Origin of the sequence: Burkholderia sp. MSMB1835 (assembly GCF_001526365.1) — a bacterium.
Taxonomy (GTDB): domain Bacteria; phylum Pseudomonadota; class Gammaproteobacteria; order Burkholderiales; family Burkholderiaceae; genus Burkholderia.
Map to the genome: position 1 here is coordinate 32,897 of NZ_LOYP01000014.1, position 24,811 is coordinate 57,707.

Below are 24,811 nucleotides of genomic sequence, written 5' to 3' on the forward strand. Positions count from 1 at the left end.
CTGATCTCCCTTTCACGCCTCGTCGGCGAAAGGGTTTCCCGTGATCGATCTCTCCACGCTCGTGCTGTTCTCCGGCGCGTGTCTCGCGCTGACCGCCACGCCCGGCCCCGACATGCTGCTGATCGCGTCCCGCAGCGTGAGCCAGGGCCGCCGCGCCGGCTTCGCGACGCTCGCGGGCATTCAGGCCGGCACCTACTGCCATGCGCTCGCGGCGGCGCTCGGGCTGTCGCAGCTCTTCGTCGCGGTGCCGCTCGCGTATGACGTCGTGCGCTTCGCGGGCGCCGCGTATCTGCTGTATCTCGCGTGGAAAACCTTCCGTTCGGATGCGACCGCGCTGTCGCCCGCCGCGTCGCAACGTCGCCATTCGACCGCGGCGATCTTTCGCCAAGGGCTGACGACCAACCTGCTGAACCCGAAGATGGCGCTGTTCGTCCTCGCGCTGTTTCCGCAGTTCGTGCGGCCCGATCACGGCTCGGTCGCCGTGCAGATTCTCGTGCTGGCGACCGTGCTCAACCTGATCGGGATCGTCGTGAACGGCGCGGTGATTCTCTCCGCGAGCCGGCTGAGCCGGCGGATCGGCGCACGCCGCCGTCCGTCGAAGGTGCCGCAATATCTGCTCGGCACGGTGTTCGTCGGCCTCGCCGCGCGGCTCGCGGTGGCGGGGCGCAACTGATCGTCTCTCCTTCCGACGTGTACGGACACGCCTGATATCCATTCGGACAACGGGTCGAATCAGGGTCGACGGAAAACAATCAGGCTCGTACACGATCAACGAAGCACCGGAGCAATGCCCGCATTCCGGTGCATCCCGTCCATCTGCCACGCTGCCTTCGCCATCCGAGCGACAGTGCTTATCGAAACGCTGCGCGAGTACGCCGCCGCTTGCGGCAAAAAGCTCGTGATCTCTTTCGCCTGAATCGCCCCGACACCCGGACACGCATCAGCCGGCCTCCAGCGGCACTTCAGCGCGTCGCCCCCAGCGCGACGCGCAGCCGCTCCATCAACTGCGTGTAATGCCGCAGCACGTCGTCCCTGGGCACGACATTCGCGGTCGAGAAACGCTCGGACCACGCCGGCTTCCATTCATACGAACCGTGCACGCTGCGGTCGCCGTCGGGCGCGTGGATCAGCGAGCGGATCCGCGCGTCGCGGCCGGGCCCCGTATGCATCTCGAACAGCGCATGGATGAACGTGTGATACGCGTCGTACACGTCGTCGTCGAACAGGTAGCGGTAGATGTGGAACGTGCGGTCGAGGTCGCGCTTCGCGCGGATCACGTCGTCCGGCGAGATATCCTTCCAGTAGCCGATCCACGTGTAGAAGCACAGCAGCGCATTGAGCTGCGGCGCGACCGTGTCGTACAGCGCGAGCCGCTTCTCAATCAGCCGCTGGTTGGTCCACTGCACGAGTTCGAGCCGCTTCAGCCGGCGCGCGACGAGCCAGCCGAGACACGCGACCGACAACGGCGTCAGCACGCCGAGCACGAGCTTGACGATTTCCAGCGAATTCCACGGCGTATTGAATGGCTGCATGTAAGGCTCGACAGGAAGAAACGCATTCGCTCCGACGCATGACCGGCGCGCCGCGCCGTCCGGCCGATCGCGTCGGCATTGACCGTTAGTTGCTTGCACATCGAACGATGCGCGGCACACGGGCCATCCGTGCGACGCGACGCACGCCATCAGTTTATCCGGCGATCGTCACCGCGCGATGACGGCTCGTCGACGCGCCGCCGCGCGGCCGCCCCGCTTCAGGTCGGTAGCGCCGACGTGAGCTTGACCTTCTGCATCGGAATGTCGGTCTTCACGCTGAGCACGCCGGGAATGCGCGTCAGGTATTCCATCTGGAAGCGCCGGTAATCGTCGATGTCGGCCGCGACGACGCGCAGCAGGAAATCGCAGTCGCCGGCCATCAGGTGGCATTCTACGACCTCCGGCATCTGCTGGACGGCCTCGGCGAAACGGTTCACCGATTCCGCGTCCTGCCCCTTCAGCCATACGCGCGTGAAGATCGTCAGCCCCTTGCCGACCTTCGCCGGATTCAGCACGGCCACGTATTTCTCGATCACGCCGGCTTCCTCGAGAAGCCGCACGCGCCGCAGGCACGGCGACGGCGACAACCCGACCTCGTGCGCCAGCTCCACGTTCTGCATGCGGCCGTCGCGCTGCAGCGCGCTCAGGATCCGGCGGTCGATAGCGTCAAGCTTCATTTGGCATCCGATTCCAAAAAATTCACGCATCCAGCGTTCGATGCCAAATTCTGCGAAATATCTGGCGACAACGCAACCCGATTCGAGTCAAAAAAGCAGACAATCCTCCCCCGAAGGAGGAGTGATGAGCAGTAGCGTTTCAACGTCGTCCGGGCTTCGCGACAAGCCCGCGTATCTTGCCGAGATGGGTCGCGGATTGCGCGCGGCGCTGCCCGTCATGCTGGGTTTCGTGCCGTTCGCGCTCGTGCTGGGCGCACAGGCGGCGCAAAAAGGGCTGAGCCTGTTCGAGGTGCCGATGATGACGGGCCTGAACTTCGGCGGCGGCTCCGAGTTCGCGGCGATCCATCTGTGGACGTCGCCGCCGCACATCGCGCTGATCGTCGCGATGTCGTTCCTCGTGAATTCGCGCCACATCCTGATGGGCGCCGCGTTCGCGCCGTATATCCGGCGCCTGCCGCGCCGCCGCGCCTTCCTCGCGCTGTTCTTCATGTGCGACGAGAGCTGGGCGATGTCGCTCGCCGACGCGCGCTCGCGCTCGGCCGCGCACATCAGCGTCCCCTACTACGCGGGCGTATGCTCGGGGCTCTACCTGACGTGGATCTCGATGACCACGCTCGGCGCGGCGGTCGGCCCGACGATCGGCAACGTCGAACAATACGGCTTCGACATGGCGTTCACGGCCGTGTTTCTGGTGCTGCTGCGCGGCATGTGGAAAGGCGTGCGCGCGAGCCGCCCATGGTTCGTGAGCCTCGTCGTCGCGGCGGCCACCCATCTCGCGCTGCCCGGCGCGTGGTACGTCCCGGCCGGCGCATGCGCGGGACTGATCGCCGCGCTGCTGTGGGAGCCGCGCGATGCCTGAGCTTCCGGATTTCGGCACGGTCGCGACGATCGTGCTGATGGCGTCGACCACCTACCTGTCGCGCATCCTCGGCTACGTGCTGCTGCGCAACCGCACGCTGAGCCCGCGGATGGCGTCGGTCATGGAGAACGTGCCGGGCTGCGTGCTGATCTCGGTGATCGCGCCGGCCTTCGTGTCGACGCGCCCGGCCGACCTGCTCGCGCTCGCGATCACGCTCGTCGCGGCGACGCGCCTGTCGATCCTGCCGACCGTCGTCGTCGGCGTCGTGTCGGCCGGCCTGCTGCGCCATCTGATCGGTTGAGCGATTCCCGCCGGCCACGCCTGCAACCCATTCGACGACACGACGAACGGGCACGCAATGCGCCCGTTTCGCGTCCGCGCCGACCGGCCCCCCGGGCGCGACACGACGATCCTCGCGCCGGAGTGCTAGCCTTGTGGCTTGCGCCACGCCACACTCCCCCTCATTGTCCTTCGCGAGGATCGTCCCGATGCCAGAAACCCGCCCGCTGTTCGACCGTGTCCTGCTCACCAACGACGACGGATTCGACGCCCCCGGCCTTGAAATACTCGAACAGGTCGCCACGCAACTCGCGCGCGAAGTGTGGATCGTCGCGCCGGCCGAAGACCAGAGCGGCACGTCGCACTCGCTGAGCCTGCACGAACCGCTGCGCGTGCATCGCAAGGGCGAGCGCCGCTTCGCGGTGCGCGGCACGCCCGGCGATTGCGTCGCGATCGCGGTCAGCCACCTGATGAAGGGGGCGCGGCCCGACGTCGTGCTGTCCGGCGTGAATCGCGGCGCGAACCTCGGCACCGAAACGGTGTTTTCCGGCACGGTCGGCGCGGCGATGACGAGCATGCTGGTCGGCGTGCCGGCCATCGCGCTGAGCCAGGCGTTCGTCGATCGCAACGCAGTGCCGTGGAACACGGCGCTCGCGCATGCGCCGGACGTCATCCGCCGGCTCGCCGCCGCCGGCTGGGACAGCGACGCGTGCGTCAACGTGAATTTCCCGGCGCGACCGGCCGAGGACGTGCGCGGCCTGAAGGTGACGAGCCAGGGCGCCGGCACGCTGCAGGGCGTCGAGATCGTGTCGGGACGCGATCCGCGCGACATCGAATATCACTGGCTGAAGCTCGCGCGTGCACCGCGCGACGACGATGCGAATTCGGAAACGGTCGCGCTGGGCGAAGGGTATATCGCGGTCACGCCGCTGAAGTTCGAGCGCACGCACGAGCAGGCGCTCGCGCGGCTGCGGTCGAACCTCGGCTGATCGCGCGCGCCTTCGAACGGCCCGGCGGTCTCGCGACATGCAATGCCCGCGCTGGCGCGCCGCCGTATCGCCGCATCACCGCATCACCGCATCACCGCATCACCGCATCACCGTATCACGTCAGATTCAACCCGCCGTCGAGCATCACGATCTCGCCCGTCACGTAATCGGATGCGACGAGCATCGCGACCGTCTGGGCGATATCGTCCGGCGTCGCCGCGCGGCGCATCGGCGCGCGCTCGCGCCAGAGCTGCTGCGCGTCCGTCCAGTCGGCGGTCAGCGGCGTATCGACGAGCCCCGGCGCGACCGCGTTGACGCGAATCGCCGGCGCGAGCGTACGCGCGAGCAGCCGCGTCGTGTGATTGAGCGCGGCCTTCGCGGCCGCATACGGAATCGACGCGCCCTTCGGCCGCCCCCCCGCATGCGAACTGACGTTCACGACGCACCCGGCCCGCCCGTGCGACGCCGCCTCGCGCAATGCAGCCTCCGCTTCGGCCACCAGCCGAAACGGCGCGATCACGTTGATCTCGTGCATCTCGCGCCACACGTCGGGCGTGGCGGCCGCGAGGTCGTCATGCGGAATCACGCGGCTGATGCCCGCATTGTTGACGAGCACGTCGAGCCGCCCGTGCACGGCGAGCGCGTCGCGGATCAGCCGCACGCGCTCCGCATCGTCCGCGAGATCGGCCTGCACGTAGACCGCGCCGAGTTCGCGCGCCATCGCATGCCCGGCGTCGGCCGAGCGGCGCGAATGCAGGATCACGGCGTAGCCGTCGGCTGCCAGGCGGCGGGCGATGGCCGCACCGATTCCCGACGTCGAGCCGGTGACGAGCGCGACCGGTCGGTGCACGCGCGACGCGCGCGGCTCGGCGGCGGCTTCGGTTTCGGGGGCGGTTTCGGCAAGCGGGGAAGACATCGGCGGAAGCGGCGCGTCCATGGCGTGAACCCTGTCGGTGGCGTTCCCGCATCATAAGCGCGACGGGGCCGCGAGCAGCAAATTCGTCGTCTGGATCACTGCCAACGGTACATGAGCCAGAACACGAAGCCCGCGACGGCCCCCAGGCCCACGAACGCAAGAAACCCGAAAACGACCGCCAGGCCGCCTTTGAAAACATCGTCATCCCGGAGGGCGGTGTAAATGAAATAGACGGCAATCCACGTCAACAACCCCGTGACGCTGCCGCACAGGCACGATGAAAACACGGACACGCGCCAGTATTTCATGACCAGCAGATATTGCGGGATCCCAAACGCTGCGGTACCGAGGTACGCGATCGGAACGGAATATTTGAGCGACCCGGGATCGTGGGTCAAACGCGACCACACCAGGCCGGGCACGAGCGCGGCGAGCGCAAAAGCAGGAAAAGGAATCTGACTCATCGAGGTAGGCGGCCCGCTGCTGCAACCCTTCTCCGGAGATGACGTGCCATCGGCCGTCACCGTTGCTTCGGCAGCTCGACATATCCCTCGAGCTCGCCCGCGATATACAGCCGCTTGCCGATGCGCGGGTATTCGCACACGTCGTGTTCGAGCCGCTGCCCGCCGACGAGCAACTGCAGCGGCGCATCGCCGGTGTTCTGCACCGTATGCGCTTCGCCGCCGCGCGGAAATCCCAGAAAATCGCCGGGACCGATGTCACTGGCGCGCTCGCCGATCGTCACCGTGCCGGTGCCGGACAGCACGTACACGAATTCCTCTTCGTACAGGTGACGGTGATATTCGGCCGATTCGTGGCCGGGCATCAACGTGAGCAGATGAACGCCGAATTGCGTCAGGCCGGTCAAGTCGCTGAGTCGTCGCTTCAGACGAACGGCATTGGGATTGAGCGAATGCACCTCGCGCGTCGGTTCCATCTTCGCGATATCGGCGGCCTTCAGCAGTTCCCGGGGAAAGGGAGTCGACATGGGGATCTCTCGCAAGCGTGAATGCTTCGGTTGAACGCACGGCGCCGGCGCGGCCCGGTGCAGCGGCTATTGTCCGACATTTTCGCGCTTGCAGACGTATCGCAAGCCCCGCAGGCCGCGTCGCACTTCATCGCATGCGATGAAGTTGCGTACGCAACCATTTCGACAGCGGACGACGCGCGACGCTCAACCCACGTGTACGCCGCGCAGCTTCGTCAGCAGCGCGACGAGACGATCGACGTGCGCATCCTCGGTGCGCCACGACGACACACTGATCCGGAACGCCGGCCGCCCCTGCCACACGGTCGTGCCGAACCACACGTCGCCCGACGCCTGCGCGGCTTCGACGATCGCCGCCGTTTCCTCGTCGGTGCCGGCGCGCGCGAGCACCTGGTTCAGCACGACACGATTCAGCACGTCGTAGCCGGCCGCACGCAGGCCGTCCGCGACGCGTGCCGCCTGTGCGCAATGCCGTTCGACCATCGTCGCCACGCCGGCGCGGCCGAGCGAGCGCAGCGCGGCCCACACGGGAATGCCGCGCGCGCGCCGCGAGAATTCGAGGTTCAGGTTCTTCTGCGCATCCTGCGCGCCGCTCAGGTAGACGGCGTCGCTGTTCATCGCGGTGGCGAGCGCGGCCGCATCGCGACAGATCACCATCGCGCCGTCGTACGGCGTGTTGAGCCATTTGTGGCCGTCGGTCGTCCAGCTGTCGGCGCCGTCGATGCCGTCCGTCAGCGCGCGCTTCGACGACGCCCGCGCCCACAGGCCGAACGCGCCGTCCACGTGCACCCACGCGCCGGCCGCCTTCGCGGGCGGAATCAATGCCGCGAACGGATCGAATTCGCCGGTGTTCACTTCGCCGGCCTGCACGCAGAGAATGGTCATGTCATCGAGCGGCGGCAACTGCGCCGGGTCGATCCGGCCATGCGCATCGACCGGCGCGACGACGATGCGCTTCATCCCGAAGCCGAGTACGCGCAGCGCCTTCTTCACCGTGATGTGCGCGAGCGCGGAGATCACGACTTTCACTTCCGGCGCGCCGACCAGCCCATCCTCGTCGATATCCCAGCCCTTGCGCGCGAGCAGCGCGCGCCGCGCGGCCACCAGCGCGACGAGCGTACACGCCGTCGCGCTCGTGCCGAAGCCGACCGCGCTGCCCTCGGGCAACCCGAGCGCATCGACGACCCAACGCGCGGCCTGGCGCTCGAGCGTCGCCGCCACCGGCGAATTCGCATACGACGACGCGCATTGGTCCCACGCGAGCATCAGCCGCTCGGCCGCCGCCGCGGCCGGCAGCGTCGCGCCGATCACGAAGCCGAAGTAGTTCGGGCCGTTCGATGCGACCGTCGCGGGCGTGCCGTACTCGTCCAGCAGGCGCAGCACGTCGTCGGCCGGGCGGCCCGCGTCGGGCAGCGGTTCGTCGAACGCGGCGAGACCGGCCAGCGCGGCCGCGTCGGGAAACGCGCGCCGCTCGTTCGTCGCGGCCAGATACGCGTGCGCGCGCCGATCGGCGTCGGCCAGCAATGCAAGTTCGTCCATGTCGGTTGCCTCGGGCAGGGTCAGAGTTTCGAGAGATCGCGGCCGAGCCGCTGCAGCGCGCCGTCGATCCGCTTGTAGTACGTGAACTTGCCGACGCGGGTCGCCTGCACGAGCCCGGCATCCGCGAGGATGCGCATGTGGCGCGTGGTCGTGGCCGGCGCGATGCCGAGCTTCTCGGTGATGTACGTGCAGCACACGCCGAGTTCGTCGACGTCGCCATGCGGTTGCGGCGGGAAATGCTTGTGCGGCTGCTTGAGCCAGCGCAGCACGGCGAGACGGCTTTCGTTAGCCAAGGCGCTGATGCGGGTGACGTCGTCCATGAGGTGCGGTTTCGTTTTACGTTTTGAATATTAGCTAAATGACGAAATATGGGCAACGGGTCTGAACGGTGGTTTCGGCCCGCGATGCCGCGCGCCGTTGCGCCCCCTCGCGCATTCGATGCGATCGCAGCGAGACCGGCGCCGCAACGTCTCGCAGGCCGCGCGGGCCACGTGCTTTCACGCCAGCGCCTGCGCGAGTCTATCGATCAACGCCCGCACGCGCCGCGGCTGCGCGACGCTCCCCGGATAGACGATCTGCAGATCCACGTCGCCCGGCGAGAACGCCTCGAGCACCTCGACGAGCGCACCCGACGCCAGATCCCGCTCGACGTCGACCAGCGACTTCAGCGCGATGCCGTGCGCCGCGATGCACCACGCGCGCACGAGCGCCCCGTCGTTGGCGACGCGCCGCCCGCGCACCGCCACGCGCTTCAACGCGCCATCGATATTGAACGGCCATTCGGCATACAGCTCCTGGCCGAAGCGCATCACGATGCAGTCGTGCTGGCCGAGCTCGTCCGGATGCATCGGCCTGCCATGCGCGGCGAGATACGCAGGCGACGCACACACCACGCGCCGCGCCCGGCCGAGCGAACGGCTGCGCAGCGAACTGTCCGCCAGCGTGCCGCGGCGGATCGCGAAATCGAGCCCCTGCCCGACGAGGTCGACATACCCGTCGCCGAGATGCAGATCGACCGTCACGCCCGGATGTTCGGCCAGGAACGCGTCGACGACGGGCACGACGCGCTCGCGCCCGAGATCGGCCGGCGCACTCAGCCGCACCGGCCCCGACAGCGTCTGCACGCCCAGCCGCACACGGCTTTCGAGCTCGTCGGCCTCGGCCAGCAGGCGCCGCGCGCCCTCCACCAGCGTGCGCCCCTCGTCGGTCAGGCTGATCGCGCGCGTCGTGCGCGTGAGCAGCGCCGCGCCGTAGTGGCGCTCGAGCGCCGTCAGCCGCTCGGACACCGTGGCCGGCGACAGGCCGACCTCGCGGCCGGCCGCGGCCAGCCCGCCCTTTTCCACGATGCGCAGGAACAGCGCGAGGTTGTCGAGCAGCATTGTTCGCTCCTTCCGAAGGATATTTTCGTCATCTTCGGGATTATCGGGAAAAGGCGCAAACGATACATTGGTCGCCTGACGATCGACGCGCGGCCGCGCCGCGCTCACACGACGAGAGAAAACGCCCATGGAATACCGTACGCTCGGCCGCTCCGGCCTCAAGGTCCCCGTCCTGAGCTTCGGCGCCGGCACGTTCGGCGGCACCGGCCCGCTGTTCGGTGCATGGGGCAATACCGGCGTCGACGAAGCGCGCCGCCTGATCGACATCTGCCTCGAAGCCGGCGTCAACCTGTTCGACACGGCCGACGTGTACTCCGACGGTGCGTCCGAGCGCGTGCTCGGCGCCGCGCTCAAGGGGCGCCGCGACCAGGTGCTGATCTCGACCAAGACCGGCCTGCCGACCGGCGACGGCCCGAACGACGCGGGCACGTCGCGCGCGCGGCTGGTCCGCGCCGTCGACGACGCGCTGCGCCGTCTCGACACCGACTACGTCGACCTGCTGCAACTGCACGCGTTCGACGCCCGCACGCCGGTCGAGGAAGTGATGTCGACGCTCGACGATCTGGTGCGCGCAGGCAAGCTCCGCTATATCGGCGCGTCGAACTTCGCCGGCTGGCAGATCATGAAGTCGCTCGCGGTGGCCGACCGGCACGGCTGGTCGCGCTACGTGGCGAACCAGGTCTACTACTCGCTCGTCGGCCGCGACTACGAGTGGGACCTGATGCCGCTCGGCGCCGACCAGGGCCTCGGGGCACTCGTGTGGAGCCCGCTCGGCTGGGGCCGGCTCACCGGCAAGATCCGGCGCAATGCGCCGCTGCCCGAAGGCAGCCGGCTGCATCAAACGGCCGGCTACGGGCCGCCGGTCGACGACGAACGACTGTACGACGTGGTCGATGCGCTCGACGCGATCGCGGAGGAAACCGGCAAGACGGTGCCGCAGATCGCGCTGAACTGGCTGCTGCAGCGCCCGACCGTGTCGTCGGTGATCGTCGGTGCGCGCAACGAGGAACAGTTGCGGCAGAATCTCGGCGCGGTCGGCTGGGCGCTGACCGATGCGCAGGTCGCGACGCTCGATGCGGCGAGCGCGGTGGAAGCGCCTTATCCGTACTTTCCGTATCGCCGGCAGGAAGCGTTCGCGCGGCTCAATCCGCCGATGCGGGGGTAAGTGGCGACGGCGCGATCGAGATAGCCGCGTCGCGCGACGCCGGCACCTCCGCGCCGCCGAGCCGCACGACCGTGTCGGTCGCGCCGATAACCGAGTGCCGGTGCGTGATCGCGATCACGGTCACGTCACGAGCCAGCAGCCGCACGTGCTCCATGATGTCGCGCTCCGTCGCTTCGTCGAGCGCGGAACTCGCCTCATCGAGAAACAGCACGGTCGGCTCGCCGTACAGCGCACGCGCGATCGCGATGCGCTGGCGCTCGCCGCCCGACAACTTCAGCCCGCGTTCGCCCACGGTGGTCCGAAAACCGTCCGGCAACCCTTCGATGAACGGCAGGATCGTCGCTTTCGCGGCCGCCTCGCGCAAGCGCCGCTCGTCGCGCGGCCGGCCGAGCAGGATGTTGTCCTCCAGGCTTTCGTTCAGCAGCACGACATCCTGCGGCACGACGGCGACCGCGCCGTACCAGTCGGCGCGGTCGATCGCCGCGAGATCGACGCCGTCGACCAGAATGCGCCCGGCGGTCGGCTCGATCGACTTCAGCGCCAGCTTGAACACCGTGGATTTCCCCGCGCCCGTTTCGCCGACGACGAACGTGATCGCGCCGCGCTCGGCGACGAAGTCGACATCGGTCACGCCGCGGCCGTTGCCGTACGCATAGCCGACGCGGTCGAACACCACGCGCCCTTCGCGCGGCACGAACGCCGACGCATGCGACACCTGCCGCTCCTCGGGTGCCGCCCACATCGCCGCGAACGGCACGAGCGTCGCCCGGGCGCGCGCGATTTCGTCGATGGCCCGCGCGATCATGTCGAACGGCTGGTTGAGCTGCAACAGCAGCGTGTTGAACAGCACGATGTCGCCGATCGACAGCATGCCGGCCGCGTGACGCGGCAGAAGCAGCCAGAACGTCACGGCGAACTGGATCGCGAGGCCGAAGCCCAGCAGCGCGAGATAGCCGACGTGCCGCGCCACGTACGCACGCCAGTTGTCCCGCACGATCCGCGCCTTGTCCGCGAAACGCTCGTTCATCCAGCGATGGCTCCCAAAATGCCGGAGCGTCTCCATCGCGTTGATCGCGCCGCCGACGAACCGTGCATTCTCCTGTCCGGCCTCGACCGCACGATCGAGGAACGCACGCGAGCGGCGCGCGGACACGACTGCGATCGCCACCGCGACCATGCCGTACGCGGCGGCGATCGCCACCACCTCGAAATTGATGAGCGCGCCGAGCGTCACGAGCGTCAGCACGATCTGCAGCACGCCGGGAATCAGGCCCATGAGCCCGAGTTGCACGAGCACCGCCAGCGACGAACGCCCGCGCGCGTTCGCGTTCTGTATTTCCGCCGGATTGTGTTCGACGAAGAAGGCCGTGGTCTTCTTCAGGATGCGCGCGAAGAAGCGCGTGCTCAGGACGAAACCCAGATTTTCCGCGCTCATGAACGCCAGGTACTGCACCACGCGTTGCAACGCGCTCGAGACGCCCAGCAGGACGGCATAGAGCAGGAAGCCGGGGAGCAGCGCGCCGAGCGCGCCGCGATGCGACAGCGCATCGATCAGGCGCGAGAACAGATAGGGCGCGGCAACGGCGCTCGTACTCGACAGCACGACGACCACCGCCACCGCCAGCAACATCCAGCGATCGGCTTTCCAGTAGGCCAGCAGGACCTCGGTGATCGGATTCGGCGCGTGGTGTGCGTTCATGGCGCGAAGAACCGGGCGCGGTGCGGCCCGGATGGCGACAGGCGGGCAAAAAGTCTAACAGAATCGTGCTGGCCTCCGCGGTAGCCCCAGAGATACAAATTTTTCGTTTTGGCTAATTTCTGTGTCTCTGGGGCTACAATTTCAACGTGTCACCCCACCGGCCGCGCCTTGATCCACAGAAACAGCGGCACGCGCGCCCACTGCTTCAGTTGATCCGTATCCGCGCGATCGGGCGGCGGCTCGCGCAGCGACACGATCGCGAACCCGGCCGCTTCCAGCGCCTCCATGTACGCCTGCAGCGACAGCGACCAGCCCGCGAAGTGCATCGACAGCCCGTCGCGCGTTTCCACGCCGTCGAAATGCTCGCGCCCGAAATAGCTGCCCGTCAGCACGAACGGCGCATCGGGCTGCGGCCCGGCGAAGCCGCCGCGATCGCGGAACGGATGCACGAGCGAGATGAACAGCGTGCCGCCGGGCTTCAGCACGCGGCGCGCCTCGTTCAGCGCGCCCTGCATGTCGTCGAGATCCATCAGCACGTTGTACGCCATCACGAGATCGAAGCGCGCCGGATCGAACGGCAGCGACGCCGCGTCGGCCAGCCGATAGCGATGCGCGGAATCCGCGCGACGCGCGGCGTCGAGCATCGCGGGCACCGCGTCGCTCGCGGTCACGTCGTAACCGAGCGCCTTCAGTTCGCGGCTCACGCGGCCTTCGCCGCAACCGATCTCCAGCGCGGCGCCGGTGCCGCGGCCGATGTACGCGGCCAGCCCCTCGCGGTACTTCCAGAACGCATCGTGGCCCGGTTTGCCGGCCCAGTCGATCCATTGGGCGGCGACGCGCGTCCAGTGCGCGGTGATGGGTTTCGTGTCGGTCATGCGTGCTCCCGCCCGGTATCCGTCGTTGGCTCAGGATGCGCATGGTAAGCCGAAGCGGCGCACAACGTGCACCGATTACCCCGTTTGGCCAGTTTCCGTTTCCGGTCGCGACGTTCTACAGTGGCGAGAACACCACCCGCGCCGCCGCGCCTCGCCCACGCTCGACGATGCGCACCCGATTCCGAGGAAAACCCATGCCGAGTATCTTCGCCGCGCCTGCCGATGCCCCGCCAAGCCCCGTTGCGGAAGAAACGCGCATGGTGCACGACGTCGCGACGCTGAAGCTGTCCGATTACCGCTCGGCGGACGGCGCGTCGTGGGTCATCTCGACCATCACGCCGGCCTCGGACAGCGGCGCGAGCGTCACGGGCACGACGTATTTCGACACCGCGAAAGGCCGGACCGTGGCGGTACCCGACGCGCGCCGCCGCTATGCGAATCGCGGCACGTGGCAGGTCGTCGCGAGTTCGAGCCCATCGGTGCCCGCCACCGGCCGCTACGACTGGCTCACGCTCGCGTGGTTGCCGATCAACCGGCGGCCGCTGCCGCAAACGCCCGAGCATTTGTATTCGCCGTTCATTCGCGGCGGCACGATCGTCTATCGGTGGAACCCGGCCGCGGAAGGCGGCGAGCAGTTCGGCAACGTGCGGATGATCTTTCCCGAGTGGACGCAGCAGGTGGCCGACGCGTTGCGGTCCGCGCCTGCTGCGGTGCAGGACGGTGCGTCGCCGCCCCCGCCACCGGCGCTCGATCGCGTGAAAGCGGAAACGAACCCGATGACCGCCGTGCTCGATTTCGGCGACGCGCTGCGCGAGGAGCCGGTCGAACGGATCGTCGCACGGTTGCCTGCACTGCTACGGGTGCAGGACCGGCATGAACTCTCGGCGCTCGTGTTCCTGTGCCTGTCCGCGGCACGCGATGAAGACCGGCCGCGCTTCGTCGAAACGATCAACGCGACGATCGCGGCAACCGACGACCGCGCACGCCTGCTGGCGATCGCGTATGGCGCGTTCGCCGCTGGGCGGACGCAACCGGTTCCATTCCGCGACAGGACGCTCGATATGCTCATCGACGACGTATTCGGTGCGCTGAAACAGCGGACGGCGGCACTCGGTGTGCCGGTCGCGCAGGGGACGCCGTGGTACGAATTCTTTACCGCGTATCGGCTTGGTGGAGCGCGTTCGAGCAACGTCCGGTAACGACGGACCTCGCGCGCGAACGAAACGAACGGCGAACGAGCTGCGAGCGTGCGGCGGCCATCTTCCGCATCGTTCGCGTCGCGCGCGAGTGAATGCCCTGTGCTCGCATCTGGCAGCGTTCCTATTCCGTTGAATCAGCCGATATGCACCGGGGCGCGGCCGCGCCCACCGACCGCCACAAGGCATTCACGCGCGCGCGCATAACGATGAAAAAGCGGCCGCTCGCGAGCGGAGCGGCCGTCAAGGAGAGATCCCTAAACGGGATACCGGCGGACACCACACCAGACCGGCCTGCGTATTGTCGATCAACGGTATGCCGCTGACCATCGGACCGGTCCGATTCGCTGCATGGTGGCGCGAACGTCACGCAGCCCCGAGCGACCCGCGCGCGTATCACGAGCGGCAACACGCCGTTACGTTCTCGAAGGGAACCCCTGGCGCCGGCAACCGGTCGAAACGCCGCACGACCGTCGACGGCTTCGTCGCCGCGACGGACGATCCCGTCTCCTGCCCCGCTCGATCACGTCCATTTTTCCTCTCTCATGCTGAGCATCGGTCCATTCTCGATCCGCGTCGTCGCGGTAGCCGTCGCCGCGCTGCTGGCGTGGCTCGTCGCGCGCTTCATCCAGCACCGTCCTCCCGACGGGCATCACAAGAGCGCACCGAGTCTGATCCTCGATGTGTTGCTGTTCGGGTTGATTGCCGCACGAGTCGGCTATGTCGCGCAATGGTGGCCGGACTATGCGACGTCGCCGCGTGCGATCGTCGCGCTCGGTGATGGCGGCTTCGACGCGCGCATCGGTATCGCAGCCGCGTTGGCGTTCGCGGGCTGGCGCCTGCGCCGCTTGCCCGCGCTGCGTCGGCCCGTGCTGGCCGGCATCATCGCGGGCCTCGGGGCGTGGGGCATCGCGCAAGGCACGCTGGCGACATTGCAGCGCAGCGCGCCGCCGCTTGCCTCGATGCCGCTCCAGGCACTCGATTCGACGCCCGTATTGCCGGCAGGCTTCGTCGGCAAGCCGGTCGTCGTGAACCTGTGGGCGACGTGGTGCGCGCCGTGCCGCCGCGAGATGCCGATCCTCGAACAGGCGCAGCGCGACCACCAGGGCATCACGGTGCTGATGCTCAACCAGGGCGAAAACGCGCAAGCCGTGCGCGCGTTCCTCGAGCAGCAGGGCCTGCGCTTCGATCACGTGCTGCTCGATCCTTCGCTGCACGCGATGCACGCGTATGGCTCGCGCGGGTTGCCGACCACGTTGTTCTTCGACGCGAAAGGCGAACTCGTCGAATCGCACATGGGCGAGCTGACCGCTGCGCGGCTGAAGGACGTCGTCGCGCAACGTTTCGGCCCTTGACGAGCGCCCGCAGTCGAGCGAATTGCGCCGTGCGAACCGGGTGGCTCCAGATGCGATCACGGACAATATCTGGCGGCCTTCCCGCACCGAAGCCGCGAGTAATGCACGCCTGAACAGCCGCTGAAAACCGGCTGCGACGCCCTCGTCAAGTGCTCGACGTACGCCTATTGCGTGCCGGAACGCGCGATGAACCGCGATCGGATCACCAGGCCATGCATCCTACTGGCATGCTGCCCCGGTATGCCATCCACATGCGCGCGCCGACTTATGCCAACGCAGTCTGCAATGTGTAATACGTCCCGAACATGAGTGCCATACTGCCCACAAAACGACCGATGTTTCCGAATCGGCGGAAGGTCGCGCCGGTTTCGTTACGGCTAGACAGCAATACGATCAGCGAGGCCGCGAACATGCAATGGCCAATTGCATCGACCATGCCGAACGGAATGACGGCAATCCCGAAAAAGAACAGCAGCACCGCGCAACTGCCTTTTGCCGACAGACGCCCCGCGATGAGCAGATAGGCACAGACGAACTCGACAAAGCCAGCGCTCCAAAGGAAGAAGGTCTGATCGAGCCCGAAGCTCAAATACGGGTATTCGTCGAACAGTTGGTGAAAACCGCTCGGATACGCGAATTTCTCGATGGCGCCCCAGAGCAGCGAAAATGCCGTCGCAAATCGCAGTACCGCCAACGCCCGATTGACGCGCTCACCGCGAGACAACGACACAAGAATCAGGAAAGCGGCGATTCCGATGAAGATCACGTAGTCGAGCATATGGAACATGCCGTACTGACTCACGCCCATTGCATACAGCACGATGATTCCCACGCCCCCGAGCCAGGCCGACGCTTCGAACAGCACCAACGCGGCGATGGTGTAGTGCAGTACGGGAACGAGCGGGGAAGCGGATGCGAGCTCAGGCGTCAGGAGCACATCGAGACCCGCCAGTTGCAACGAGACGAAGAACACCGCCGCCGCCGCGCGCATGAAACGGCTCGCGTAGCGTTCGCCGGCATGCTCGAGCCGCGCGATGCTCGACGGCATCGTGAGCCTGCGATCGATTGCGATCACGATCAGCACGGCGGCCAAGCTTGCCGCAAACAACGTCAGGAACAACGTGGAGGTTGCAAGCTCGCTCAAAGCGAGCGGCGAGGCTGTTACGTCGTACTCGCTGAACCACTTGACGTGGCCGTGCGCCGAAAGAGGAATAGCGGCAATCAGCGGTACCAGCAGGAGGCCCAATGTTGCAGGCCGGATTTTTTCAAGAGTCATGTCGGTTCTCGTTCTGTCGTGGTGAGGCGTTCCTTCCGGCATCCTGCGGACAACGCACAAAGCAATGGCGGGATACGTACCGGGCGACCGGCGCCTGCGGAGCGAGCTCGTCTCGTGCCGGTCGCGAAACATCAATATTGAAGATTGGGTGTTCGTACGGACATCGGACTGCATGACGACAATTCGCCGCGGATGTAGGCCTGATCCGATTCCAGGCGCGACGCCCCTGTTTGCCGCCGCATTCGCGATCACGACCGCCGCTTCCCGGATGCGGTGGCAGCCACTCCGCTCACCGCTGCCGGCCGTCCCTCGACACATGTGTCGCTCGTGTCGATCGGGCCATCGCGCCCTGTCGAGCCGCGGTCCGGCACCGCGCATACGTTCGTTTCGCCGAGTACGCCATTCGGACCTTCAACCGCGCTGCCACGAAGCCGATCGCCACGAGCCTGCGGCAGCTTTGGCCGGCTTGGCATGCTCGGAGTCCCGGCGGCCGGCATCGCACACGCCCCGAATCAGCCGTTGATGGCACTCGTCACATACGTGCGTCGCCAAGCGAAGCGAAGCGATTTGAACCTGCGAGTCGAAATCGCGAATTCGTCGAATCGCACATGGCCGAGCCGGACGCTTCGTAGCCGAAAACACCGGGACAACGCATCACCCGTGGCGCAAGTCGGCTGACGGACAGCGGCACGGCGCCGCCGCCCGTCAGATGCGTGTCGCTTACCAGTAGAATCCGCCACCCACGACCGCGCCTACCGTACCGCGGCTGCTCGTGTTCGCCGAGGCCTTGATCGTCCACTTGCCGTCGCGCGTCATGTACGACACACCGAGCGCCGAGCCGTATTCGCCGCCGTACGTGCTGCCGGCCACTGCAACGAAGGTCCGGCCGGGCTGCGTCGACTGCGGCAGGCCGGCGACGGCCATTGCCGCCGCTACGCCGCCCATCGCATCCTGGCGCGCGCTGTGCGCGGCGTTGTTCATCTGCTGCACGTTCACCGCATCGGTCGGTGCGGTACCGGCCGCGACGTTCGTGATCTGCCGCTCCGCCCCTGCGCTGCCGACCGATACCGCGTTGTCGCGATCCGCGGTCGAGCCCGCGCCGAGCGCGACCGAATTGTTCCCCGCCGCGTTCGCGTTCTGGCCGATGGCCGTGCTGCCGCTACCCGATGCGTTCGAGCCCTGCCCCAGCGACGTGCTGTTTTCGCCCGATGCCATCGAGCCTTGCCCGATCGCCGTGCTGCCACCAGCCGTCGCGCTCGCGCTGTTGCCGATCGCCGTGCTGTTGCTGCCCGCCGCGTCGGCGCCCGCGCCGAGCTGAACGCTGCCCGCACCGCTGCCGGACGGGTCGAAATCGCCCGAACCGTTGCCCGGGCCGCCGGGCACCCCACCGGCTTCCAGGTCGGACACGCGGTCGCCGAGGCCCGCGAACCGGTTCTCGAAATCCTGCCGCATGTCGTACAACTGGCCACCGTTCACCGCGTCCATGCTGCCCGACGCGATCAGGCCCGGCGCGACGTTGCGCAGAACCGTGCCGTGCGTGCCGCCAAGCGTTGCGCTGGCAAGCGACAGATCGTCGTACACCACCGCGCCGAGTTCCTTGCCGTCCTTGTCGACCAGCCCGGATGCCTTCAGCTGGGCGAGCGTCACGGCTTCGTCGTCGTTCACGCCGTTCGCGACGCCCGACAGCGTGCGCGCACCGTTCGTGCCGGCGAAGTTCACCGATGCGCCGCCCGAGTTCGCGGCGACCGAGATCGCGCCCGTCGCCGGATCCTGCCGGACGAGGCCGACCTGGCCCGTGGCGAGCTGGTTGTTGATGTTCGTGATCTCCGTGCGGTTGTCCGCGATGTCCGACGCGTTCTGCGCGATGGCCTCGTTGGTCGCGTGGAGCTGATCGCCCGTGACGGCGTCGCGGCTGCCTGCCGCGACATCGCCGTTCGCGAGACCCGTGAGCTTGCGCTCGCCGGCCGTGCCCGCGAAGTTCACCGCCGCGCCGTCCGTGCCCGCGCCGACCGTCAGGTCCGCGCCCGCCGCCGCCTGCTTGACCAGACCGATCGAACCGTTGTTCATCTCGCTGCGAATCTGCGTGATCGACGTTTCGTTGTTCGTCACGCGCTGATCGAGATGGGTCACGTCGACGGCGACCGCATGCAGTTGATCGCCGGTGACGGCATCGGTGCTGCCTGCCTCGACGTCGCCGTTCGCAAGGCCCGTGAGCTTGCGCTCGCCGGCCGTGCCCGCGAAGTTCACCGCCGCGCCGTCCGTGCCCGCGCCGACCGTCAGGTCCGCGCCTGCCGCTGCCTGCTTGACCAGACCGATCGAGCCGTTGTTCATCTCGCTGCGAATCTGCGTGATCGACGTTTCGTTGTTCGTCACGCGCTGATCGAGATGCGTCACGTCGACGGCAACCGCATGCAGTTGATCGCCGGTAACGGCATCGGTGCTGCCTGCCGCGACGTCGCCGTTCGCGAGCCCAGTCAGCTTGCGCTCGCCGGCCGTGCCCGCGAAGTTCACCGCCGCGCCGTCCGTGTTCGCGCCGACCGTCAGATCCGCGCCTGCCGCCGCTTGCTGCACCAGGCCGATCGTGCCGCCCGACAGCTCGGCGAGCTGATCGTTGATCAACGTGATGTCCGACGTGTTCTTCGCGATATGCGTTTCGTTCTGCGTGACACGACCGTCGATGTTCGTCACCTGCGTGCCGAGGTTCGACACGTCGCTGCCCAGATCGGCGATGTCGGTCGTGTTCTTCGCGATATGCGTCTCGTTCTGCGTGACACGACCGTCGATGTTCGTCACCTGCGTGCCGAGGTTCGACACGTCGCTGCCCAGATCGGCGATGTCGGTCGCGTTCTTCGCGATATGCGTTTCGTTCTGTGTCACGCGACCGTCGATGTTCGTCACCTGCGTGCCGAGGTTCGACACGTCGCTGCCCAGATCGGCGATGTCCGACGCATTCTTCGCGACGTCGCGATTCGTGGCGAACAACTGGCCGCCCGTGACGGCGTCGGTGCTGCCTGCCGTGATATCGCCGTTCGCAACACCCGTCAGCTTGCGTTCGCCCGTCGTGCCGGCGAAGTTCACCGCCGCGCCGTCCGTGTTCGCGCCGACCGTGATATTCGCACCGGCTGCGGCCTGCTGGACGAGCCCCGTCGTCCCGCTGCCGATCTGGTCCGCGAGCTTCGCGATATCGCTTTCGTTGGTCGTCACGCGGCCGTCGAGATTCGTCACCACGTCGCCGACGTTATCGAACTTCTGCTTGCCGCCATTGCCGTCGCCTACCGTGAAGCTCGGCGCCGAAATCGAGCCGTCTGCGTTGACGCCCGCGCCCGCGCCGATCGCATCGGCGACGCCCTTCAGCTGGCCGACGTTGACGGCATCGGTATCTTCCGTGCCCGCGGCCATGTTGGTGATCTGGCGCTGCAGCGTCGCGGAACCGACGGACACCGTAGCGTCGCGATCCGCGACCGAGCGGATGCCGAGCGCGACGGATTGGTCGCCCGACGCGGTTGCTCCGACTCCGATGGCCGACGAGAAGTGCCCCGCTGCCGTTGCGCCCTTGCCCAGTGCCAGGCTGGATTCGCCGGATGCTTCCGCGTCCACGCCCAGCGCGGTGGCGTTATTGCCGGTCGCCGCCGCACGATGGCCGACCACGACCGAGTACGTACCGATTGCCGTCGCGGCACCGCCGATCGCAATGGAGTCCGCCACGGCCTGCGCGGGCGCCGCCATCGTGTTGATCTTCACGTAGTCGTCGGTCACGGCTGCGTTCAGCTTGCTGTTGATGTTCGTGATGTCGGCCGCGTGCGTCGCGATATCGCTCTTTGCGCTCGTCAGCTCGCCGTCGAGTGCGCCGAGCGCATCGCCGACGGTGTACTGCGTGCCGCCGTTCGCGAGCCCGTACGTCGGGCCGGTCACGGCGCCCGTTTTCGGATCGATTGCTGCGTCGCCGCCGAGTGCGTTCACGACCGGTGCAAGTTGGGACACGTTCACGGCGTCGGTGTCCTGCGTGCCGGCGGCCATGTTGGTGATCTGTCGTTGCAGCGTCGACGAACCGACCGAAATGGTGTCGTTGCGCGTCGCGTTCGAATTCGTACCGAGCGCCATGGCGTTCGTCACGTTCGCGTCGACGGTCGCATGATTGCCGATCGCAACGGAATTGGTGGCGCCCGCCGAGACGCCGGCTTGCGTGCCAAGTGCAACGCCGCCCGTGGCCAGTACCGACGTCTGGTTGCCTAACGCGGTGCTGTAGTCGCTGGTTGCGGTGGCAAGGCGGCCGAGCGCCACGACACCGGTGCCCGTCGCGGTCGCGGAAGAACCGATCGCCAGCACCGACGTGCCGCTCGCGGTCGAATCGTTACCGATGGCGGTCGCGGAAGTGCCGCCGAGCGCTTTTGCCATACGGCCGAATGCCATCGAACCGTTGCCGGTTGCGGTCGCGGCCGATCCGAACGCCAGAACCGACGTGCCGTTCGCGACCGCTGCATTCCCGATCGCGACGGCGGCCGTACCCGATGCGGTGGCAGCCGTTCCGCCCGTCGTCGCCGGCAATACCTTGATATACGCGTCGTCCAGTGCGGCAGTGGTGCCGATCGAGCCCATGGTGCCGACCGAACCCATGGTGCCCGCCGAACCGATCGATCCGCTGTTCGGCACCGCGCACACGCCCGCTTCGCCGAGCACGCCATGCCGGCCGTCGGCCGTCGTACACGCGTCTGCATCCGTCGGAGCGGCAAAGACGTTCGAAGCGCCCAGACTCAGTGCGACGGCCGCCAGCGCGATCGCGCTGCGCACCAGCGTGCGCTGACCGCCGGATTTCTTCCGGCCCGTTGCAAGCTCGGAAACGGCGACGTAAGTGCCCGTGGCCGTATTGAAGAGAGTGCGATGTGCTTTGTTCATGGTGACTCCAAAGATGGTTTGATCCGTTGGAAATCACTGTATTTTTTCGGCGCTTTCGGTTCGATCAGACCAGTCCTAAAGCAATATGGCCCCATGGTCGGATACCGGCTCGGCGCCTGCGCGGCGCCCGTCGGACCGAATCAGACTGGTCCGATTGGATTGAGGTCATACGGCTCGTAGACTCCGACGCGTGAACCTTTCGACCGCCCCCCTTCGCCGGACGGTGCTCGCCGCGATCCGCGACGCCGCCCGTCATCCCCGCTTCGTTCGCGGACTCGACATCGCCGTGCTCGCGCTGATCGTCGCGAGCGTGTTCGTCGTGATGGCCGACAGCGTCCAGGAGCTGCATGCGTCTTACGGAAAAGCGCTGTACGCAGCCGAGTGGGCGTTCACGCTGCTGTTCACCGTCGAATACGCGGTGCGGCTCCTCACCGCGCCGAAGCCTGCCGCCTACGCGCGCAGCTTCTTCGGCATCGTCGATCTCGTGTCGATCCTGCCGACCTATCTCGCCTTCTTCTTTCCGGGCCTGCATGCGCTGATCGACGTGCGCCTGCTCAGGCTGCTGCGCGTGTTCCGCATTCTCGGACTGGCAATCTACCTGGAAGAAGGCCAGATGCTGATCCGCGCGCTCGCGCGTGCGCGGCGCAAGATCTTCGTGTTCATCGGCGGCATGTTCGTGATCGTCGTGATCCTCGGCACGGTGATCTTCCTCGTCGAAGGTCCCGAGAACGGCATCACGAGCATTCCCGTCGGCGTGTACTGGGCCGCCGTGACGATGAGCACCACGGGCTACGGCGACCTGACGCCGCACACGCCGCTCGGCCGGCTGATCACGTCATGCGCGATCCTGCTTGGTTACGGCATCATCGCGTTCCCGACCGGCATCATGGGCGCCGAACTCGTGGCGACGGCACTCGAGCGCGGTCGTGCCCAACGGGCCGCGTCCGGCGGCACCGACACGACGACCTGCCCGCATTGCGGCGCATGCGTGTCGACACCCGGCGATACGATCGCCTCGGCGACGCATCGCACGTCGAACCGGTGATCGCCGCCGCATCATGAGAATTTCCACTCGCGTCGTGGCGCTGTCGGGCTGGCTTGCGTTGAGCCTCTCCGGTACCGCGCTCGTGCTGTCGCGCTCGGTGTCCGACGCGCACGACCGTTTTTTCCAGGACACCAGCATCGCGATCCGCGTGCTCGGCCAGAAAGCGGCCCAGCAGGAAGCGATCCTCGCCACGCTCGGCGCCACGCCGTTGCGCGCCGTGCCGCCGCACATGCTCGATGACCTGCGCGAACGCATGCCGCAACTCACGGGGCTCGCGCGCTGGCGGCCCGGCATCGGGTGGCACTCGGTCAACGGCGCCGCGCCCGGCATGCCGCCGCCATTGAACACAGCAGCAAAACCCTATGCGCTCGAATTCGAGGCCGACGGTCGCTACTGGCTCGTCGCCGCGACAGGGTGGGCCGTGCGCATCGACCCGCGCACGATGCTCCAGCCCGGCGACTGGCCCGCGTCGCTGACGTCCGTCACGCTGCAATTGCAGGGGCGCCGGTTCGAGGTGCTGAACCGGCCGCCGGCCGCCGCGCCGCTCGGCTGGCCGATGACGCTCGACAAGCGCCTGCCGACCCAGCCCCAGGCGCTGACACTGCACGCGACGCGCACACTGACCGTCGACGATCTGCCGTGGCTGCCGATCGCGCTGTGGAACACCGTCGCGATCCTGCTCGTTGCAGGCGTGCTCGGCGCGTGGCGGCTGCGCGATGCGCAGCGCCGCGAACATGCGCGCGCGCGGCTCGACCGCTTCGGCCGCCTCGATACGCTCGGCGAAATGGCGGCCGGCATCGCGCACGAACTGAACCAGCCGCTGATGGCCATCGTCACGCACACGCGCGCCGCCGAGCGGTTGCTCGATCTCCCGGCCGAACGCGACAACGTCCGGCGTGCGCTGCAGACGAGCGTCGCGCAAGCCAAGCGCGCTGCGTCGATTCTCGACCGGCTGCGCGTCGCCGCGACGTCGGCGCACGGCGGCGAGCGCCGTGCGCTCGATCCGGACGCGATCGTATCCGCGCTGCAGCTTCTGTACCGCGACGAACTGGCGCGTGCGCAGATATCGCTCGGCTGGCACAACGCGACACCCGGCGCGCGGCCATTTGCCGATCCCGTCGCCGTGGAACAGATCCTGCACAACCTGATCCAGAACGCGCGCGACGCGCTGTCAGGTGCGCCGCACGGCACGATCCGCGTGAGCGGCGAGCGAACCGGACGGCACTACCGCTTCAGCGTGATCGACGACGGCCCCGGCATACCGCCCGATACGCTGCCGCGCCTCTTCGAGCCGTTCTTCACCACACGCGGCCACGGGCTCGGCCTCGGGCTGCCGCTCTGCGACACGCTCGCGCAGCGCCAGAACGGCGCACTGGAAATTCACAACCGGCCGTCGGGCGGCGTCGAGGCAATCTTGTCGCTGCCGCTCGCGGAGGTCCGGCCATGACGACGCCCGCCCCGACCGTCGTCGCGATCGTCGACGACGACGAAGCCGTGCGCGACGGCCTCGCGCTGCTGCTGCGCACCGTCGGCCTATCGAGCCGCTGCTACGCGGACGCACACACGTTCCTCGACGACGCGCTCGACGCTGCGCTCGGCTGCGTGCTGCTCGACATCCGCATGCCGGGTATGAGCGGGCTCGACGCGCTCGACCGTCTGCGCGAGCAGCGCGACTTGCCGGTCATCGTCCTTACCGGGCATGGCAACGTCGACGCATGCCGCCGCGCGTTCAAGCGCGGCGCCGTCGACTTCCTGCGCAAGCCGACCGACGACGACGAACTGATCGACGTCGTGCAACAGACGCTCCGCCGTCATGCGGAGCGCCGCGCGCGCGCCGACGCCGAACGGCATCGCGTACAGCGCATCGCCGCATTGAGCGGACGCGAACGTCAGGTGCTCGAAGGCATCGTGCGCGGGCTGAGCAACAAGGAGATCGCGCGCGAGCTCGCGCTGTCGCCGCGCACCGTCGAAACCTATCGCGCGATCGCGCTCGACAAGCTGGGCGCGGCCTCGCTCGTCGAGCTGGTGCGCGACTACGCGGCGCTGCTCGGCGCGGCGCCTCCGTAACGCTACGGAGGCGCCATCCGTACGCGAGCGGGTACAGCGCGACCGGCGCAATTCCTACGATGACGGTTTTCATCGATCGTCT

Annotated in this window: 22 protein-coding genes; 10 read left to right on the forward strand and 12 right to left on the reverse strand. The window is 67.5% G+C overall.

From position 1 onward, the window contains the following. Positions 1–40: 40 nt before the first annotated feature. The gene (locus tag WS96_RS06335; protein ID WP_059831269.1) at positions 41–673 is read left to right on the forward strand and encodes a LysE family translocator; all 633 of its coding nucleotides are present in this window, start codon (positions 41–43) and stop codon (positions 671–673) included. 289 nt (positions 674–962) lie between these two features. On the opposite strand, the gene WS96_RS06340 is transcribed toward WS96_RS06335, so the two are convergent. Together WS96_RS06340 and WS96_RS06345 are read right to left on the reverse strand one after the other, a co-directional pair. Continuing rightward, positions 963–1,532, reverse strand: coding sequence for a hypothetical protein (locus WS96_RS06340; protein ID WP_034205640.1), 570 nt, complete (start codon positions 1,530–1,532; stop codon positions 963–965). Positions 1,533–1,750: 218 nt separating this feature from the next. Further along, positions 1,751–2,209 (reverse strand): Lrp/AsnC family transcriptional regulator, encoded by a 459-nt coding sequence (locus WS96_RS06345; RefSeq protein ID WP_006486309.1) that lies wholly within the window; start codon positions 2,207–2,209, stop codon positions 1,751–1,753. Between the two features lie 124 nt (positions 2,210–2,333). Here WS96_RS06345 and WS96_RS06350 point away from each other — a divergent pair, with 124 nt between their 5' ends. The 3 genes from WS96_RS06350 to surE all read left to right on the forward strand — a co-directional run bounded on the left by WS96_RS06350 (position 2,334) and on the right by surE (position 4,336). Continuing rightward, positions 2,334–3,068, forward strand: coding sequence for an AzlC family ABC transporter permease (locus WS96_RS06350; protein ID WP_059831270.1), 735 nt, complete (start codon positions 2,334–2,336; stop codon positions 3,066–3,068). Beyond that, positions 3,061–3,369 carry an AzlD family protein gene (locus WS96_RS06355; protein WP_059831272.1) on the forward strand — a complete coding sequence of 103 codons (309 nt, stop codon included), beginning with the start codon at positions 3,061–3,063 and terminating at the stop codon, positions 3,367–3,369. Before WS96_RS06350 ends, WS96_RS06355 begins: the two co-directional genes overlap by 8 nt. Positions 3,370–3,556: 187 nt before the next feature. After that, complete coding sequence (gene surE / locus WS96_RS06360) at positions 3,557–4,336, forward strand: 5'/3'-nucleotidase SurE (protein WP_059831273.1); 780 nt, start codon at positions 3,557–3,559, stop codon at positions 4,334–4,336. 115 nt (positions 4,337–4,451) lie between these two features. Here surE and WS96_RS06365 read toward each other — a convergent pair whose 3' ends face one another. The 6 genes from WS96_RS06365 to WS96_RS06390 form a co-directional block, all read right to left on the reverse strand. After that, positions 4,452–5,273 (reverse strand): SDR family NAD(P)-dependent oxidoreductase, encoded by an 822-nt coding sequence (locus WS96_RS06365; RefSeq protein WP_059831275.1) that lies wholly within the window; start codon positions 5,271–5,273, stop codon positions 4,452–4,454. Between the two features lie 74 nt (positions 5,274–5,347). Beyond that, entirely contained in the window at positions 5,348–5,716 is a 369-nt protein-coding gene (locus WS96_RS06370; protein ID WP_059831277.1) for a hypothetical protein, read from the reverse strand. Between the two features lie 56 nt (positions 5,717–5,772). Beyond that, positions 5,773–6,240, reverse strand: coding sequence for a cupin domain-containing protein (locus WS96_RS06375; RefSeq protein ID WP_059831278.1), 468 nt, complete (start codon positions 6,238–6,240; stop codon positions 5,773–5,775). 186 nt (positions 6,241–6,426) lie between these two features. Beyond that, a complete protein-coding gene (locus tag WS96_RS06380; protein ID WP_059831279.1) occupies positions 6,427–7,779 on the reverse strand; it encodes a pyridoxal phosphate-dependent decarboxylase family protein in 1,353 nt (450 codons plus the stop codon). A 20-nt stretch (positions 7,780–7,799) separates the two neighbouring features. Beyond that, the gene (locus tag WS96_RS06385) at positions 7,800–8,099 is read right to left on the reverse strand and encodes an ArsR/SmtB family transcription factor (protein ID WP_059831281.1); all 300 of its coding nucleotides are present in this window, start codon (positions 8,097–8,099) and stop codon (positions 7,800–7,802) included. A 177-nt stretch (positions 8,100–8,276) separates the two neighbouring features. Next, the gene (locus tag WS96_RS06390; RefSeq protein WP_059831283.1) at positions 8,277–9,158 is read right to left on the reverse strand and encodes a LysR family transcriptional regulator; all 882 of its coding nucleotides are present in this window, start codon (positions 9,156–9,158) and stop codon (positions 8,277–8,279) included. A 127-nt stretch (positions 9,159–9,285) separates the two neighbouring features. Here WS96_RS06390 and WS96_RS06395 point away from each other — a divergent pair, with 127 nt between their 5' ends. Further along, complete coding sequence (locus WS96_RS06395; RefSeq protein ID WP_059831284.1) at positions 9,286–10,323, forward strand: aldo/keto reductase; 1,038 nt, start codon at positions 9,286–9,288, stop codon at positions 10,321–10,323. Here WS96_RS06395 and WS96_RS06400 read toward each other — a convergent pair. Together WS96_RS06400 and WS96_RS06405 are read right to left on the reverse strand one after the other, a co-directional pair. Beyond that, positions 10,301–12,022 carry an ABC transporter ATP-binding protein gene (locus WS96_RS06400; protein ID WP_059831286.1) on the reverse strand — a complete coding sequence of 574 codons (1,722 nt, stop codon included), beginning with the start codon at positions 12,020–12,022 and terminating at the stop codon, positions 10,301–10,303. The two genes, WS96_RS06395 and WS96_RS06400, sit on opposite strands and share 23 nt — an antisense overlap. A 149-nt stretch (positions 12,023–12,171) precedes the next feature. Beyond that, a complete protein-coding gene (locus tag WS96_RS06405) occupies positions 12,172–12,897 on the reverse strand; it encodes a class I SAM-dependent methyltransferase (RefSeq protein WP_059831288.1) in 726 nt (241 codons plus the stop codon). A gap of 194 nt (positions 12,898–13,091) precedes the next feature. On the opposite strand from WS96_RS06405, the gene WS96_RS06410 reads away from it, so the two are divergent. Together WS96_RS06410 and WS96_RS06415 are read left to right on the forward strand one after the other, a co-directional pair. Further along, complete coding sequence (locus WS96_RS06410) at positions 13,092–14,096, forward strand: hypothetical protein (protein ID WP_059831289.1); 1,005 nt, start codon at positions 13,092–13,094, stop codon at positions 14,094–14,096. Positions 14,097–14,638: 542 nt separating this feature from the next. Then, positions 14,639–15,448, forward strand: coding sequence for a TlpA disulfide reductase family protein (locus WS96_RS06415; RefSeq protein WP_059831291.1), 810 nt, complete (start codon positions 14,639–14,641; stop codon positions 15,446–15,448). Positions 15,449–15,713: 265 nt separating this feature from the next. On the opposite strand, the gene WS96_RS06420 is transcribed toward WS96_RS06415, so the two are convergent. Both WS96_RS06420 and WS96_RS34750 read right to left on the reverse strand, forming a co-directional pair. After that, positions 15,714–16,724, reverse strand: coding sequence for a hypothetical protein (locus WS96_RS06420; RefSeq protein WP_156443593.1), 1,011 nt, complete (start codon positions 16,722–16,724; stop codon positions 15,714–15,716). A 720-nt stretch (positions 16,725–17,444) separates the two neighbouring features. Then, positions 17,445–21,617 carry an ESPR-type extended signal peptide-containing protein gene (locus WS96_RS34750; protein WP_059831294.1) on the reverse strand — a complete coding sequence of 1,391 codons (4,173 nt, stop codon included), beginning with the start codon at positions 21,615–21,617 and terminating at the stop codon, positions 17,445–17,447. 190 nt (positions 21,618–21,807) lie between these two features. Between WS96_RS34750 and WS96_RS06430 the strand changes: the two genes are divergently transcribed. Genes WS96_RS06430 through WS96_RS06440 form a run of 3 tightly spaced genes read left to right on the forward strand, consistent with a single transcriptional unit; the run spans position 21,808 to position 24,729 of the window. Further along, positions 21,808–22,662, forward strand: coding sequence for an ion transporter (locus tag WS96_RS06430; RefSeq protein ID WP_059831296.1), 855 nt, complete (start codon positions 21,808–21,810; stop codon positions 22,660–22,662). 13 nt (positions 22,663–22,675) lie between these two features. Beyond that, complete coding sequence (locus WS96_RS06435; RefSeq protein ID WP_059831298.1) at positions 22,676–24,109, forward strand: sensor histidine kinase; 1,434 nt, start codon at positions 22,676–22,678, stop codon at positions 24,107–24,109. After that, positions 24,106–24,729 carry a response regulator transcription factor gene (locus WS96_RS06440; RefSeq protein ID WP_059831299.1) on the forward strand — a complete coding sequence of 208 codons (624 nt, stop codon included), beginning with the start codon at positions 24,106–24,108 and terminating at the stop codon, positions 24,727–24,729. Before WS96_RS06435 ends, WS96_RS06440 begins: the two co-directional genes overlap by 4 nt. Positions 24,730–24,811: the final 82 nt, after the last annotated feature.

What these genes read in the sequence shown, in the direction of transcription:
- WS96_RS06370 (WP_059831277.1), bottom strand. Translation starts at nt 5,716, where the DNA reads ATGAGTCAGATTCCTTTTCCTGCTTTTGCGCTCGCCGCGCTCGTGCCC.
- WS96_RS06440 (WP_059831299.1), top strand. Translation starts at nt 24,106, where the DNA reads ATGACGACGCCCGCCCCGACCGTCGTCGCGATCGTCGACGACGACGAA.
- WS96_RS06410 (WP_059831289.1), top strand. Translation starts at nt 13,092, where the DNA reads ATGCCGAGTATCTTCGCCGCGCCTGCCGATGCCCCGCCAAGCCCCGTT.
- WS96_RS06365 (WP_059831275.1), bottom strand. Translation starts at nt 5,273, where the DNA reads ATGGACGCGCCGCTTCCGCCGATGTCTTCCCCGCTTGCCGAAACCGCC.
- WS96_RS06405 (WP_059831288.1), bottom strand. Translation starts at nt 12,897, where the DNA reads ATGACCGACACGAAACCCATCACCGCGCACTGGACGCGCGTCGCCGCC.
- WS96_RS06385 (WP_059831281.1), bottom strand. Translation starts at nt 8,099, where the DNA reads ATGGACGACGTCACCCGCATCAGCGCCTTGGCTAACGAAAGCCGTCTC.
- WS96_RS06375 (WP_059831278.1), bottom strand. Translation starts at nt 6,240, where the DNA reads ATGTCGACTCCCTTTCCCCGGGAACTGCTGAAGGCCGCCGATATCGCG.
- WS96_RS06355 (WP_059831272.1), top strand. Translation starts at nt 3,061, where the DNA reads ATGCCTGAGCTTCCGGATTTCGGCACGGTCGCGACGATCGTGCTGATG.
- surE (WP_059831273.1), top strand. Translation starts at nt 3,557, where the DNA reads ATGCCAGAAACCCGCCCGCTGTTCGACCGTGTCCTGCTCACCAACGAC.
- WS96_RS06390 (WP_059831283.1), bottom strand. Translation starts at nt 9,158, where the DNA reads ATGCTGCTCGACAACCTCGCGCTGTTCCTGCGCATCGTGGAAAAGGGC.
- WS96_RS06435 (WP_059831298.1), top strand. Translation starts at nt 22,676, where the DNA reads ATGAGAATTTCCACTCGCGTCGTGGCGCTGTCGGGCTGGCTTGCGTTG.
- WS96_RS06395 (WP_059831284.1), top strand. Translation starts at nt 9,286, where the DNA reads ATGGAATACCGTACGCTCGGCCGCTCCGGCCTCAAGGTCCCCGTCCTG.
- WS96_RS06380 (WP_059831279.1), bottom strand. Translation starts at nt 7,779, where the DNA reads ATGGACGAACTTGCATTGCTGGCCGACGCCGATCGGCGCGCGCACGCG.
- WS96_RS06350 (WP_059831270.1), top strand. Translation starts at nt 2,334, where the DNA reads ATGAGCAGTAGCGTTTCAACGTCGTCCGGGCTTCGCGACAAGCCCGCG.
- WS96_RS06415 (WP_059831291.1), top strand. Translation starts at nt 14,639, where the DNA reads ATGCTGAGCATCGGTCCATTCTCGATCCGCGTCGTCGCGGTAGCCGTC.
- WS96_RS06400 (WP_059831286.1), bottom strand. Translation starts at nt 12,022, where the DNA reads ATGAACGCACACCACGCGCCGAATCCGATCACCGAGGTCCTGCTGGCC.
- WS96_RS34750 (WP_059831294.1), bottom strand. Translation starts at nt 21,617, where the DNA reads ATGAACAAAGCACATCGCACTCTCTTCAATACGGCCACGGGCACTTAC.
- WS96_RS06420 (WP_156443593.1), bottom strand. Translation starts at nt 16,724, where the DNA reads ATGACTCTTGAAAAAATCCGGCCTGCAACATTGGGCCTCCTGCTGGTA.
- WS96_RS06345 (WP_006486309.1), bottom strand. Translation starts at nt 2,209, where the DNA reads ATGAAGCTTGACGCTATCGACCGCCGGATCCTGAGCGCGCTGCAGCGC.
- WS96_RS06340 (WP_034205640.1), bottom strand. Translation starts at nt 1,532, where the DNA reads ATGCAGCCATTCAATACGCCGTGGAATTCGCTGGAAATCGTCAAGCTC.